General features: G+C 67.0%; 15 protein-coding genes. 10 read left to right on the top strand and 5 right to left on the bottom strand.

Going from position 1 to position 12,991, the window contains the following annotated elements; genetic code table 11:
- Window positions 1–50: 50 nt before the first annotated feature.
- From ACM0PY_RS10995 to ACM0PY_RS10985, 3 genes are all read right to left on the bottom strand, one after another.
- Window positions 51–932 (bottom strand): RNA polymerase sigma-70 factor, encoded by an 882-nt coding sequence (locus tag ACM0PY_RS10995; RefSeq protein WP_180884377.1) that lies wholly within the window; start codon window positions 930–932, stop codon window positions 51–53.
- A 75-nt stretch (window positions 933–1,007) separates the two neighbouring features.
- On the bottom strand, window positions 1,008–1,412 hold the full coding sequence (locus ACM0PY_RS10990) for a cupin domain-containing protein (RefSeq protein WP_134970181.1): 405 nt from the start codon (window positions 1,410–1,412) through the stop codon (window positions 1,008–1,010).
- 54 nt (window positions 1,413–1,466) lie between these two features.
- Entirely contained in the window at window positions 1,467–1,946 is a 480-nt protein-coding gene (locus ACM0PY_RS10985) for a carboxymuconolactone decarboxylase family protein (RefSeq protein WP_134970182.1), read from the bottom strand.
- 89 nt (window positions 1,947–2,035) lie between these two features.
- Here ACM0PY_RS10985 and ACM0PY_RS10980 point away from each other — a divergent pair, with 89 nt between their 5' ends.
- From ACM0PY_RS10980 to ACM0PY_RS10935, 10 genes are all read left to right on the top strand, one after another.
- Entirely contained in the window at window positions 2,036–2,344 is a 309-nt protein-coding gene (locus ACM0PY_RS10980) for a sigma factor-like helix-turn-helix DNA-binding protein (protein ID WP_134970191.1), read from the top strand.
- Window positions 2,341–3,372, top strand: a complete 1,032-nt coding sequence (locus ACM0PY_RS10975) for a LysR family transcriptional regulator (protein ID WP_180884379.1) — start codon at window positions 2,341–2,343, stop codon at window positions 3,370–3,372. Before ACM0PY_RS10980 ends, ACM0PY_RS10975 begins: the two co-directional genes overlap by 4 nt.
- Window positions 3,373–3,499: 127 nt before the next feature.
- On the top strand, window positions 3,500–4,267 hold the full coding sequence (locus ACM0PY_RS10970) for an SDR family oxidoreductase (protein WP_180884381.1): 768 nt from the start codon (window positions 3,500–3,502) through the stop codon (window positions 4,265–4,267).
- A gap of 47 nt (window positions 4,268–4,314) precedes the next feature.
- Window positions 4,315–4,830 (top strand): Ohr family peroxiredoxin, encoded by a 516-nt coding sequence (locus ACM0PY_RS10965; protein ID WP_069138534.1) that lies wholly within the window; start codon window positions 4,315–4,317, stop codon window positions 4,828–4,830.
- A gap of 9 nt (window positions 4,831–4,839) precedes the next feature.
- Window positions 4,840–5,691 carry a hypothetical protein gene (locus tag ACM0PY_RS10960; RefSeq protein ID WP_235646761.1) on the top strand — a complete coding sequence of 284 codons (852 nt, stop codon included), beginning with the start codon at window positions 4,840–4,842 and terminating at the stop codon, window positions 5,689–5,691.
- Between the two features lie 223 nt (window positions 5,692–5,914).
- Window positions 5,915–6,562, top strand: a complete 648-nt coding sequence (gene paoA / locus ACM0PY_RS10955; protein ID WP_180884399.1) for an aldehyde dehydrogenase iron-sulfur subunit PaoA — start codon at window positions 5,915–5,917, stop codon at window positions 6,560–6,562.
- Complete coding sequence (locus tag ACM0PY_RS10950; protein WP_087802615.1) at window positions 6,559–7,509, top strand: FAD binding domain-containing protein; 951 nt, start codon at window positions 6,559–6,561, stop codon at window positions 7,507–7,509. Before paoA ends, ACM0PY_RS10950 begins: the two co-directional genes overlap by 4 nt.
- Window positions 7,509–9,713 carry an aldehyde oxidoreductase molybdenum-binding subunit PaoC gene (gene paoC / locus ACM0PY_RS10945; RefSeq protein WP_180884383.1) on the top strand — a complete coding sequence of 735 codons (2,205 nt, stop codon included), beginning with the start codon at window positions 7,509–7,511 and terminating at the stop codon, window positions 9,711–9,713. The genes ACM0PY_RS10950 and paoC overlap by 1 nt, the downstream gene beginning before the upstream one ends.
- Before the next feature lie 9 nt (window positions 9,714–9,722).
- Window positions 9,723–10,784, top strand: coding sequence for an XdhC family protein (locus ACM0PY_RS10940; protein ID WP_180884385.1), 1,062 nt, complete (start codon window positions 9,723–9,725; stop codon window positions 10,782–10,784).
- Window positions 10,760–11,428: a nucleotidyltransferase family protein gene (locus tag ACM0PY_RS10935; protein WP_180884387.1), complete on the top strand. Its 669-nt coding sequence runs from the start codon at window positions 10,760–10,762 to the stop codon at window positions 11,426–11,428. The genes ACM0PY_RS10940 and ACM0PY_RS10935 overlap by 25 nt, the downstream gene beginning before the upstream one ends.
- 187 nt (window positions 11,429–11,615) lie before the next feature.
- Here the strand turns inward: ACM0PY_RS10935 and ACM0PY_RS10930 are convergent, their stop codons facing one another.
- Window positions 11,616–11,960, bottom strand: a complete 345-nt coding sequence (locus tag ACM0PY_RS10930; protein WP_235646760.1) for a hypothetical protein — start codon at window positions 11,958–11,960, stop codon at window positions 11,616–11,618.
- Window positions 11,961–12,317: a hypothetical protein gene (locus tag ACM0PY_RS10925; protein WP_138969993.1), complete on the bottom strand. Its 357-nt coding sequence runs from the start codon at window positions 12,315–12,317 to the stop codon at window positions 11,961–11,963.
- Window positions 12,318–12,991: the final 674 nt, after the last annotated feature.

Below are 12,991 nucleotides of genomic sequence, written 5' to 3'. Positions count from 1 at the left end.
AATCCCGCAAGGGCGGCCGGCAACGGACGCCATCCCTGGCTGGCGTGGAACTACTGGATGGCGATAGGGCGAGCCAACCGCTGCAGCTTGCGCGGGTTGCGCTGCACCAGAACCTGCGTGATCCGCTCGCCATCGGTCTCGAAGGCCATCGCCGCCTCCAGCTCGCCATCGAAATAGCGCAGCAGTCCCAGCCGTCCGTTGAGCATGGCCGGCACCATCCGCACCTGCGCGCTGCGCCGCAGGTGCGGGGCATACAGCAGCTGGGCAATGCGTGCACCCCCGACCATCGGCCCGGGGAAGCTGGTGACGATACCGCCGCCGTCACCCACCAGCTCGGCCGATTCGGCCATCAAGGCCTTCATCGTGCGGAAATCCCCGCTGGACGCGGCCTCGGCAAAGCGGCGCAGCAGTTTCTGGTGCACGTCCTGCGGGACGTTGTAGCGCGGGCGTTCCTGCCGGAGCTGCTGGCGCGCACGATGCACGATCTGCCGGCAGGCGGCTTGCGTCTTGTCCAGGGTGCGCGCGACCACGGCGTAATCCTGATCGAACACGTCGTGCAGCAGGAAAGCCGCACGCGCATCCGGGGCCAACCGTTCCAGCACACTGAGGAAGGCGACCGACAGATCGCTGGCGGTTTCCAGCACGTACTCGGGCGTGGCGGTGTCATCGGTCAGCAGCGGCTCGGGCAACCACATGCCCACATAGTGTTCGCGCGCATGCCGGGCCAGGCGCAGGCCATCAATGGCGCGACGGGTGGTGGTCGCCACCAGCCAGGCTTCCGGATTCTCGATCTGTGACTGGTCGGTGCCATGCCAGCGCAGCCAGACATCCTGCACCACGTCTTCGGCTTCGTGCGAAGACCCAAGCATGCGGTAGGCCACGCCGAACAGGCGTGGGCGGAGGCGTGAGAACAGCGCAGTGGATTCGTCCATGCCAGCGTAGACGGGACAGGTCCCCGGATTGTGACACCCGGGAACCTGTCGTTGGTGCCAGCGCCGGACGTGCGATCAGTGCGGCGGCAGCACCGCCGGCTTGCCGATGTCCTTGATCAGGAACACCACGAACTTCGCCGGCTCGGTAGCGCTTGCGTTGCGACCTACGGTGTGCAGATCGGCCGGGCCTTCATGGAAGGCCTCGCCCGGGCCAAGGGTGACTTCCTTGCCGCCGGCCACACCCATCACGATCCGCCCTTCCAGGACATAGACGAAGCCATGGGCATCGTGGCGGTGGACAGGATCGGCGCCACCCGGCGGGTACTCCACGGTGAGGATCAGCGCTTCCTTGCCGGGCTGCTCCGGCAGGGCGCGGGTCATCACCTCGCGCACCAGGGGCTGGGGCGCGGGAGAGGGCGGGGTGGCGGCACCGCCGCACAGTGGCAGCAGCGCAAGCAGGGCCAGAACAGAACGACGCATGGCAGGTCTCCAAAGCGGTAAAGGGGGCCCCGGCATGGGGCAGCGGCGGAAAGATCAGGCCAGGCCGGCCTTGTCCAGGCCAAAGACTGCGTCCAGGGTGCCGGGCGTGGTACGGAAGGCAACGTTGGCGCGGTTCCAGGCGTTGATCGCCATCACCGCGTGGGTGAGGTCGACAATTTCCTGATCGGACAGCTGGCCGCGCACGCGCGCGTACAGCTCGTCGGGCACACCCTGCGCCGGCAGCTGGGTCAGTACTTCGGTCCAGGCCAGGCAGGCGCGCTCGCGCGGGCTGAACAGCGTCGATTCACGCGATGCCGCCAGGTGATGCAGGCGCAGCGGGCGCTCACCACGCAGGGTGGCCTCCTTCACGTGCATGTCCAGGCAGAAGCCACAGCCGTTGAGCTGCGATGCACGGATGTTGACCAGATCGATGATGGCCGCTTCGATCGAGGCGGTGTGGGCGGCATGCGAGTACAGGCCGAGCTTCTTGAACAGTTCGGGGGATTGCGCGGCGTAATCCAGGCGTGCGGTCATGGTGTGTTCCTGTAGCGTGTGAAGGGCACAGCGAGGCTAGGCCTGCATTCGCAATGCCGGTAGGCGGGGGCCGGGACGCACGCTGTTGCATGAAAGACACCAATGTCCTGTCACAGCGGCCGATGCTCGGCCGTCTGCCGGGCATGGACACCTCATCGCACCTGCGCACCGCATCGCGCCCTGCCAGCGAACAGGTCTGGCAGGCCTTCCTCACCGCATTGCGCGAACTGCCGCCCGATGCACGTGCGGTGCTGTTGCTGCACGACGTGCTGGGCGCCGGATTCGAGGACATCGTGCCCCTGCTGGGGCTCGATCTTGCCGCGTGCATGCAACGCCTGGCGCTGGCGCGGAGCCACCTGCACGCACAACGTGCCCGCCTGGAGCCAGGCCACCCATGAACGCCGCAACGCCCCGCCCGGCCAGCGACGGCCACGATGCGCTCAATGCGTCCTTCTCCACCAGCTACGCCGGCGTGCTGGCCTTCATTGCAGTGGCGTCCGAGGGCAGCTTCGCGCGCGCGGCCGACCGCCTCGGCATCGGCCGCTCGGCCGTCAGCCGCAGCGTGCAGAAGCTGGAAAGCCAGCTGGACGTGCGGTTGTTCCTGCGCACCACGCGCTCGACCACGCTCACCCGCGAAGGCGAGCTGTTCCTGGAGGGCTGCAACCCGGGCGTGACCTGCATCCTGCAGGCGCTGGAGGAAATGCGCGACCTGCGCGAGGGCCCGCCGCGCGGGCACCTGCGCATCAGTGCCAGCCACGGCTTCGGCCGGCGGGTGATTGCGCCCTTGCTGGCAGCCTTCCGTGCCGAGTATCCGCAGGTCTCTGTAGAACTGCTGCTGGACGAGCAGGCCCCCGACCTGGCCGGTGATCGCATCGACGTGGCGTTTCGCGACGGCCTGCTGGAAGACAGCCAAGTGATCGCCAAGCAGCTGGTGCCGATGCAGCTGGTCGTATGTGCATCACCGGCGTACGCGCAGGTGCACGGCCTACCCGCGTCGGTGGACACGCTGCCCACGCATGCCTGCATCGGGCGGCGCCTGCCGGGCGGACGCATGCAGCCCTGGGAATTCCGTGTCGACGGTGCCGAAGTGCACCTGCAGCCGCCGAGCGCACTGGTGTTCAACGATGCCGACCTGGCCCTGCAGGCCGTCATCGACGGGCTGGGCATCGCCCAGCTGCCCAGCTATCAGGTGCGTGAAGCGCTGTGGGCGGGCAGGGTGGTGACCTGCCTGGATCGGCATGCACCGCTCGATCGCGGCCACTACCTGTGCTACCTCAGCCGCCGCCAGCTGCCCAAGCGCGTGCGTGCTTTCATCGACTTCAGCACGCAGCGGGTGCGCGCGCTCGAACTGGATGTGATCTCGCACTGGGAAGCACGCCAGCAGGCCACCCCCCTGAAGCCAGGCGCACAGCCTGCCTGGGCCTGAGCGCACTCGTGCGTGCCGGGCAACAGTGCGCGGCCCGTCACGGACCTACTGCCTCGCGCCCGCGCCACCTACGATGCCTGCGCCCGGCCACACGCCGGTAGCCCCTCTATATTCCAGGAGACACGCAATGAAGTTCCTCGTCATCGGTGGTACCGGCCGCATCGGCAGCAAGGTGGTGGAGCGCCTGCGTGTCGCCGGGCATGAGATCGTGGTGGCAGCGCCCTCCACCGGGGTGGATGTGCTGACCGGTGAGGGCCTGGATGCCGCCATGGACGGCGTCGACGTGGTGGTGGACCTGGCCAACTCGCCCTCGTTCGAAGACGCAGCAGTGCTTTCGTTCTTCGTGACCGCCGGCCACAACATACTTGCGGCCGCCACCCGTGCCGGCGTGCGCCACCATGTCGCGCTTTCTGTTGTTGGCACCGACAAGCTTGCCGCCAGTGGCTACTTCCGCGGCAAGATCGCCCAAGAGCGGCTGATCCGCGACTCGGGCCTGCCGTACACCATCATCCATTCCACGCAGTTCTTCGAGTTCCTGCCGGGCATCATCCAGTCCGCCGGCGACGGGACGGCCGTGCGGCTGCCGGCCGCCGACGTGCAGCCGATTGCCGCCGAGGATGTTGCCGAAGCGGTGGCACGCATCGCGCAGCAGGCGCCAGCCAATGGCGTGCTGGAGATCGCCGGGCCGCAGCGCAGCGCGATGGCGGATCTGGCCAGGCGCTATCTGCAACTGACAGGTGATTCCCGGCAGGTGGTGGCGGACGCCGATGCACTGTACTTCGGCGCGGCGCTGCAGATCGAGACGCTGGTGCCGGCCGGCCACGCGTGGCTGGGGCAGGTCGATTTCGAAGCCTGGCTGCAGCAGTCCGGTCTGTTGCAGCGGCAGCCTGCCTGAGCGGCGAATCGATCGCCTGCCGCAGCTGCGTTTGATGGAGCCGTGCAATGACCGAGCTGAAGCCGCCTTCGCCTGCCATGCTGGACCGCTACCAGGGCGACGACGTGAAGCCGCTGTACACCGGCCGCGTGCGGGTGAGCGGAGGCCAGGCCCAGCATGGGCGGGCGTCCGGCGTCGTGCGATCGGACGACGGTGCACTGGCGGTGGACCTGCGCCTGCCGCCGGAGCTCGGCGGGCCTGGCGGCGGCGCCAATCCCGAGCAGCTGCTGGCTGCGGGCTATGCCGGCTGCTTCCACGGTGCCATGGTGCTGGTGGCCGCGCGCGCCGGCCTGCTGCTGCACAACCCCAGCATCGAAGTGGCAGTCACCTTCGCCCGTGATCCGGCAGATGGGCTGTACCTGCTGTCGGCCGAGATCGTGGTACATCTTCCCGGCATGGATGAGAACCTGGCCTGCGAACTCGTTCGCAACACCGAACGCGTCTGCCCATACGCCAAGATGTTCCATCGTGGCATCAGCCATGCGGTGCATGTGCGGGTCGGCCCGCAGGCTTCGCCTCTGTAGAGTCGAGCCATGCTCGACCATGGGAAGATCCTGGCCCTGACGATTACACGGCAAGGCCGTATGCCGCCCCTGCCAACCTCGGCTACGATGGCCGGGGCCGGCATCCGCGCCGGCCGGGCAGGGGGCGCAATGGACATGCAGGCACGGGGCGGATTCGTTCCGCCCGCGAAGACCGATTCGCAGGAACTCACGTTCCACTGGCTCTACCAGCGGGTGCAGGGGCTGGTTGAGCACAGCATCTACCCCAAGGCGGGCAGGGTGGAGACGTGGGCGTTCCGCATCGGCATGGGTGCGGCGATCATCGGCATTCTCATTGGTCAGCTTCCGGATCGATGGCTGCCTGTTGGCGCAGTGCTCCAGGTGGTGGTTGCCTGCCTGGCAATCGAAATCGGAGGGTTCATTGTCGGTGGCGTCCTGGCCGCCCGCAGGGGCATTCGCCAGTTCAGCCAGCCGCGGCTCTCGCACGCCCGCGAGATGGATGAAGACTTCGCTCACTGGCAAGCGGTGGTGACCGAGCTTCGCGGATTCCCGCGCGTCCAGCGCGAGCGGCGACTCAAGTTCGTCAGCACCTTGCGCACAAACATGATTGAGCGCATGGGCATGATGTATGGCGGCCTGCAGCGGCTGGGACCATTCCCGCTGTTGATTGCCCTCTACCTGCAGTTCCGTGGATGGAAATGGGGTGACTGGGCGGGCGCTTTCGATGTTGGCCTGCTGGGCGCACTGCTCATCTTCGCCATGGTGCTGCTGTACCTGCTGGGCTGGATGCTGATCGGCCTTCGCACCAGGCTCGATACCTACGTTGCCTTGTTGGAAGGCTCCATCCACGAGCCCGAGCCCTCCCAGTCAACGCCCTTGTAGCGTCGGCCTATCGTGTTCTTCATGTTGAGGGACAAACAGGATTGTGAGCCACCCAGTGAGGCATACGCATGGCCCAAGTTGGTCGGGTCGTACATTTCGCCGACTTCACAGATCTGTACCCCACGGATGGGCATAGTGGCCTTTGGGTAGTGTGAGCGCGTCCATCCAGCCACGGGGTTTCCCCGAACGCCAGGAGGTCACTGTGCCAAGTTGTGATGAAGGAATGAAGTTGACGCGTCGCCAGGTGATCGCCGGCGGCGTCACGACCGTGGCGATGTCCGCCGCACCGGGGGCATCATCGCTCGCCGCCGAACTGGCGGCGCCCCCGCCGCCCAGGCCGCCGGTCATCAGCACGGTGGCCTTGACCGTCAACGGCGAGCGGCGGGAGCTTGAGCTCGACACCCGGACCACGCTGCTCGATGCCCTGCGCGAACATCTGAAGCTGACTGGAACGAAAAAGGGCTGCGACCACGGTCAATGCGGTGCCTGTACCGTGCTGGTCAATGGTGAGCGCATCAATGCCTGCCTCAGCCTGGCCGTACAGCACCAGGGCGATGCCATCACCACCATCGAAGGCCTCGGCACGCCCGATGACCTGCATCCGATGCAGGTCGCCTTCATCAAGCATGATGGCTACCAGTGCGGGTATTGCACGCCGGGGCAGATCTGTTCGGCGGTGGCGGTACTGGACGAGATCAAGCGGGGTGTCCCCAGCCATGTGCAGGCGGATGTCAGCGCACGGCCCCAGGCCACCAACATGGAAATGCGCGAACGCATGAGCGGCAACCTCTGCCGCTGCGGCGCCTATTCCAATATTGCCGAGGCGATGGCAGAGGTCGCTGGCGTGACCTCTGCAGGGAGGCGCTCATGAGGGCCTTCAGTTACGAACGCGCGAAATCCCCGGCCGAGGCCGCCAGGGCCGTCGCCGGTACCGAGGGCGCGAAATTCCTGGCTGGAGGGACCAATCTGCTCGACCTGATGAAGCTGGAGGTCGAGACGCCAGCGCACCTGGTCGACGTGCAGGACATCGGCCTGGACAGGATCGAACCCACCGACGAAGGCGGCCTGCGCATCGGCACGCTGGTCACCAATACCGCACTGGCGTCGCATGAGCGCGTGCGCCGCGACTACGCGGTGCTGACCCGCGCGATTGTGGCAGGTGCTTCCGGGCAGTTGCGCAACAAAGCCACCACCGGCGGCAACCTGCTGCAGCGCACGCGCTGCCCGTATTTCTACGACCCCAATCTGCCCTGCAACAAGCGCCTGCCCGGATCCGGCTGCGGCGCACTCGAGGGGTTCTCCCGGCAGATGGGCGTGATCGGCACCTCGGACAGCTGCATCGCGACCTATCCGGGCGACATGGCGGTGGCCCTGCGGGTGCTGGACGCCTCGATCCAGACCGTCAGGGGTGACGGCAGTACGCGCAGCATCCCGATTGCCGATTTCCATCGTTCCCCCGGCGACAAGCCGCAGCAGGACAACGTGCTGCAGCGCGGTGAGCTGATCACCCACGTCACGCTGCCACAACCCCTGGGCGGTCGGCACGTGTACCACAAGGTACGTGACCGCGCGTCCTATGCGTTCGCACTGGTGTCGGTCGCCGCGGTCGTGCAGCGTGACGGCTCGGCGCGGTTCGCCTTCGGTGGGGTTGCGCCGAAACCGTGGCGCGTCGAGGCAGCCGAACCGCTGCTGCGCGACGGCGTAAAGGCCGCGACCCGGCAGGTGTTCGCCGGTGCCCGCCCGACGCGGGAGAACGCGTTCAAGATCGCGCTCGCCGAGCGCACTCTCGCAGCCGTGCTGGTGGAAGGAGAGCGCTGATGCCCCTTGAATTCAACGCCCCCGCCGGCGACAACCTGTTCGACAAGGCCAAGGTCGTCGGCAAGTCGACGCCGCGCATCGACGGACCACGCAAGACCACCGGCACCGCCCCCTATGCCTACGAGCGCCATGACGCGGCGCCGAACCAGGCCTACGGCTACATCGTCGGTGCGGGCATCGGCAAGGGGCGCATCATTTCGATGGATGCCTCCCGCGCACGTGCCGCACCCGGCGTACTGGCGGTCATCACCGCACCGGAAACCAAGCCGGTCGGCAAATCGAACTGGAACAATGCACCGTTGTTCGGCGGAGCCGAGGTGGCCCACTACCACCAGGCCATCGCCTGCGTGGTGGCAGAGACCTTAGAGCAGGCCCGCGCCGCCGCAGCGCTGATCCGCACCCGCTACGAGCGCGGTAAGGGCCGCTTCGATTTCCCGGCCCTGGCACCGTCTGCGCCGCTGGCAAAGGGGCGCGGTGGCAAGCCCGACCGGCAGACGCTCGGCGATTTCGACACTGCCTACGCGAGCGCCGCGGTCAAGCTCGACGAGACTTACCACACCTCCGACGAAAGTCATTCGATGATGGAGCCGCACGCCACCATCGCCGCCTGGGAGGGCGACACGCTCACGCTGTGGACGGCGAACCAGATGATCGACTGGGCCAGGCAGGGCATGGCGGCGATCCTCGGCATCGATCCTGCCAAGGTGCGCGTGGACTCGCCCTATATCGGCGGCGGCTTCGGCGGCAAGCTGTTCATCCGTGCCGACGCGGTGCTGGCCGCGCTGGCGGCCAAGCAGGTCGGGCGGCCGGTGAAGATCGCGCTGCAACGCCCGTTGATGCCCAACAACACCACGCACCGGCACGCCACCCTCCAGCGCGTGCGGATCGGCTGCGGAAAGGATGGCCGGATCTCCGCCATCGCCCATGAGAACTGGTCGGGCAACATCAACGGCGAGGACGGCGAGAACGGCACCCTGCAGACGCCCAAGCTCTATGCAGGCGCCAACCGCCTGGTGGCCAACTACATCGCCACGCTCGACATGCCCGAAGGCAATGCGATGCGCGCACCGGGCGAAGCACCGGGCCACATGGCGCTGGAAGTGGCGATGGACGAAATGGCCGAGAAGCTGGGTCTCGACCCGATCGCGTTTCGCATCCTCAACGAGCCCGAGGTCGTGCCCGGCGATCCGTCCAAGAAGTTCTCCGACCGCAACCTGGTGCGCTGCCTGCGCGAAGGCGCGGAGCGTTTCAACTGGAGCAAGCGCAAGGCCAGGCCGGCGCAGGTCAGGGAAGGGCACTGGCTGATCGGCATGGGCGTGTCCGCGGGCTATCGCGGCGCACCGACGATGAAGTCGGCGGCGCGGGTCCGGCTTGACGGCCAGGGCGGGGTGATTGTCGAGACCGACATGACCGACATCGGCACCGGCTCCTACACGATCATCGCGCAGACGGCAGCCGAGACCATGGGCGTGCCGCTGGACCGGGTCCACGTGACCCTCGGCGACTCCCGTCATCCCGCCTCCGCCGGTTCCGGCGGCCAGTGGGGCGCGGCAAGCTCCACCGCAGGCGTGTATGCCGCGTGCGTCAGCCTGCGCCGCAAGGTGGGCGAGAAACTGGGCTTCGACGGCGACACCGCAGACTTCGCCAATGGCCACATCCAGGCGGGTGGGCGGACGATCAAGCTGGCGGAGGCGGGGACACTGTCGGCGGAGGACGGCATTGCCTTCGGCGAATTCAAGCAAGGCTACGACGTCGGCACCTATGCAGGGCACTTCTGCGAGGTTGCCGTGCATGCCTACACTGGAGAGACGCGCATCCGCCGCATGCTTGCCGTATGCGATGGCGGCCGGATCCTCAATCCGCTCTCCGCACGCAGCCAGGTCATCGGCGGGATGGTGATGGGTGCGGGCGCGACCCTCATGGAGGAGCTGGTGGTCGACAAACGGCTTGGCTTGTTCATCAACCATGACCTGGCCGGCTACGAGGTTCCCGTGCACGCCGACATCCCGTACCAGGAAGTGGTCTTCCTCGACACGCTGGATCCGGTGATCTCGCCGATGAAGGCCAAGGGTGTGGGTGAACTGGGCATCTGCGGGGTCGGCGCCGCGATCGCCAATGCGGTCTACAACGCAACCGGCGTGCGCGTGCGCAACTATCCCATTACCTTGGACAAGCTGCTGCCCGGCTTGCCCGACGTGGGCTGACCCTTGCGCATGGACCGACCCGCAGCCTCGCCCACTCTGGAGGCCTCCGCCGCAGGCGGAGGGGAGCCCTGCGATCTTGCCGAGCACCTGTCGGCAGCGCCGGGCTTCCTCGCCGAAGGCAGCCCGCGCGGCGTGCTCGAGACGGCCTTGACGCGCGTGCGCGCGGGCGAGCACGCCGTGCTCGCGCTGGTGCTGGAAACCGATGGCTCCACCTACGCCGGTGCCGGCGACATGGTGCTGTTCTGCAACGGCGGCCAGGTCGGCTGGCTGAGCGGCGGATGCCTGGAGCCCGAGCTCGCGCGACGCGCGGAGCAGGTGAGCGCGGCAGGGCGGGTCGACTGGATCGAGATCGACACCCGCAGTGACGACGACCTGTTGAGTGGGTCCGCGCTCGGGTGCCGCGGCCGACTGCGGATTGCGCTCCTGCCATTGCGTGCCATGGCCGGCATCGACGACGTCATCGCGGTCTGGCTGCGCGAGGGCGTGTCACTCCAACGCGACCTTCGTACGTCGGGCCAGGTCGTTTTCCGCGCCGGCCATCGCGAGCAGGCGTGGCAGCTGCATCCGATGGAGGGTACGCAGCCCTTTGGCGAGGGCGCATGGCATTTGCCGTTGCCCCGGCTTCCGCGGGCCCTGGTGTTGGGGGGCGGTCCGGAAACGCCCTTGCTGGTTCCGTTGCTGCGGGGCCTGGGGTGGCGGGTCAGCGTGGCCGAACGGCGAGCGCGCTGGGCCTCAGCCGGGCAGTGCGCGGATGCGCATCTTCAGACCAGCCCGGCCGAGGCCCTTCATGGCGACCCGTGCGACGCGGTACTGGTGATGCATCACGATTTCGAACTGGACCGGGAGGCGCTGGTGGCCCTGGCTGATACCAAAGTTATGTTCATTGGACTGCTGGGTCCGCGGCGAAGGCGCGAGGACCTGTTCAAGTTGCTGACACCGGATCAGCGCCACCGCCTTTCCCCGAGACTTCGATCACCTGTCGGCCTGGACATCGGCGGCCGAGGGCCCGAGGCAATTTCGCTCAGCATCGCCGCGCAGCTGCAGCAATGGCGAAGCGCGCACGGCAGGTGACTGACGCGCATGCGGTCGTCGTGCTGGCTGCCGGCGGGAGCACCCGACTTGGCCAGCCCAAGCAGCTTCTGAACCGGCAGGGCGAGACCCTGGTACATCGCGTGGTGCGGTTGGCGCGGGAGCTCGCGCCAGCGCAGGTCCTGGTTGTGGTGGGCGCGAACGCACAGGCCGTGACATCCAGCATTGCCGGGCTGGAGGCCACTTCGGTAACCAACCACCACTGGGAACGCGGCCTGGCGAGCAGCCTGCAGGTTGCCAGCGCACACCTGCTGCCCACGGTGACTGCGGTGATGGTCGTGGCATGCGACCAGCCCGCAATCGAGCGCTCCCATCTGCAGGCGCTGCTTTCGGGTGCCCGCGTCTCGGCGTCAGGGTGCGCGGGTACCCATCATGGAGACGCGCTTGGCATTCCTGCAGTAGTGCCGCGCGCATGGTTCAATCAAGTGGGTGCAACCGGTGACCGCGGCTTTGGAGCGCGCCTGCGGCAACTTCCTGTCGATACGGTGCATGTCCTACAGGCACCGGAACTGGGCCTGGATATCGATACGCCAGAAGATCTTGCGCGTGCGCGCGATGCGGGCTGGATCGATGCCCAGGTCGAGTCGCACGATCACGGTGCCAACGCCCGTCAAGCAGATGACTAGCGGCAGAGCCGGAGCCCGAACCCTCGCTGCCCGCAGCCCTGTAGAGTCGAGCCACGCTCGACTACGGCACGCCACATCGCGCCCCATCAGGCACATCACTGGCAAGAATCTGCAGCAACCGATCCAACAGAACAGGTTCCGGCACGCCAGCCAGTACCTGCTCCAGGTAATCCAACGGCTCCAACTGTCATTGGAGGAGCGCCCGCAACCGCACAACGGCAGGCGCCCGCTGCTTCGCGTCCAGTGAGACCTGCAACAGCAGATGGTGCGAGCGCCTCTCCAGCCACAGCACGGGTATGCCTCGGCAATGAACCTGGAACTCGGCATCTCGATGCCGCTCGATGAACTGGAAGCCCTGCCGAGGCCGAGCCTCCACGAACTGCATGGCTTGGCGGCGCAACTGCAGAAAGCGATCGCCGGGGATGCTGTGGAAACCGATAGGCGAGGGCTTGGGCGGTGCCAGCCACTGCATCTGTGCCGCAACCACCACCACAAGACAGAGCGCGGTGGCCGCCCAGCGCCACCAGGCCACTCAGCCCTCCGGATGCAGTCGGGTACTGGCGTGTGCGGTAAGGCCGATTCCGGCCATGATCAGCCCCTCCATCACGCGCGGGCCGACGTATTGCTCCAGCTCGCCGTTCTCGCGGGCGCGCTGCGCGGCCAGCAGAATCTCCAGGACCACGCGAAGCCCGGCCAGCGAGCAGTCGGTGTCCGCCAAGGCGATGCGTCGGCCGGGCATCTGATGGCGTTCAGGCCACGGCTGACCATCGGAGGCGGCGCCGGAGCCGATGCTGTGCAGCAGGGCGATGAGGGTGTTCGGATCCAGCGCGGGGCTGTTCGCAGACGCGTCGTGGATCGGATGCGGTGCAGGGGAGTGGGGCTGGGTCATGGCGGGGCTCCTTGCGTGCATGCAGAAGCCGCCACCGATAAAGGTGGCGGACGGTGCGAGGTTCGAAACCCGGTGTGCAATCAGACCGGCGGGCGCAAGGCCCCCACGCACCGCCCGCCATAGCCGGCTGACGGATTGCCAGTCGGCACCACGCGGAGTGGTGCCGACTGGCAAGCGCTTTTTACGATTGCACAACCGGGGTTTCGAAGCCCGGCCACCTGTTCAAGGTGGCACAGCAAGGAATACGCCCGGTTGTGCGCGATGCCAATGCAGTAGGGCTGATGCCGACACCACTTTCAACATTTTCAGAATCGTTGCATACGACGAAACGAAGCTGGAGCCTTGCGCTGCAGTGCTATCCGCGATGTTGGTGGTGCAAGCCTAGCGAGTGTCGGCATCCGCCCGGCGAGGCCGCGAGCGAGGCGAATGCGACAGGCCTGTCCGGCAATGCGCTGCCGATTGCGCGTGACGCGTCACGTTAATTGGTGAGATCTGCAAAGTAAGGCGCTGCATGTCACCATATGGCGGGGCGGATCATCAGCACAATGTGGACCGGCCAGCCTTTCGTAGACATCCGGTTGCCATAATTGATGGCAATGACCGAGGTGTTTATGGGCAACAGCAAGCAGTACACGGATGAGTTCCGGGCAGAGGCGGTGAAGCAGGTGATCGAG

This window comes from Stenotrophomonas sp. BR163 (genome assembly GCF_047520985.2).
Taxonomy (GTDB): domain Bacteria; phylum Pseudomonadota; class Gammaproteobacteria; order Xanthomonadales; family Xanthomonadaceae; genus Stenotrophomonas; species Stenotrophomonas sepilia.
Note: the sequence above shows the minus strand (reverse complement) of the source record. Positions and strands in the feature narration are given on the sequence as shown.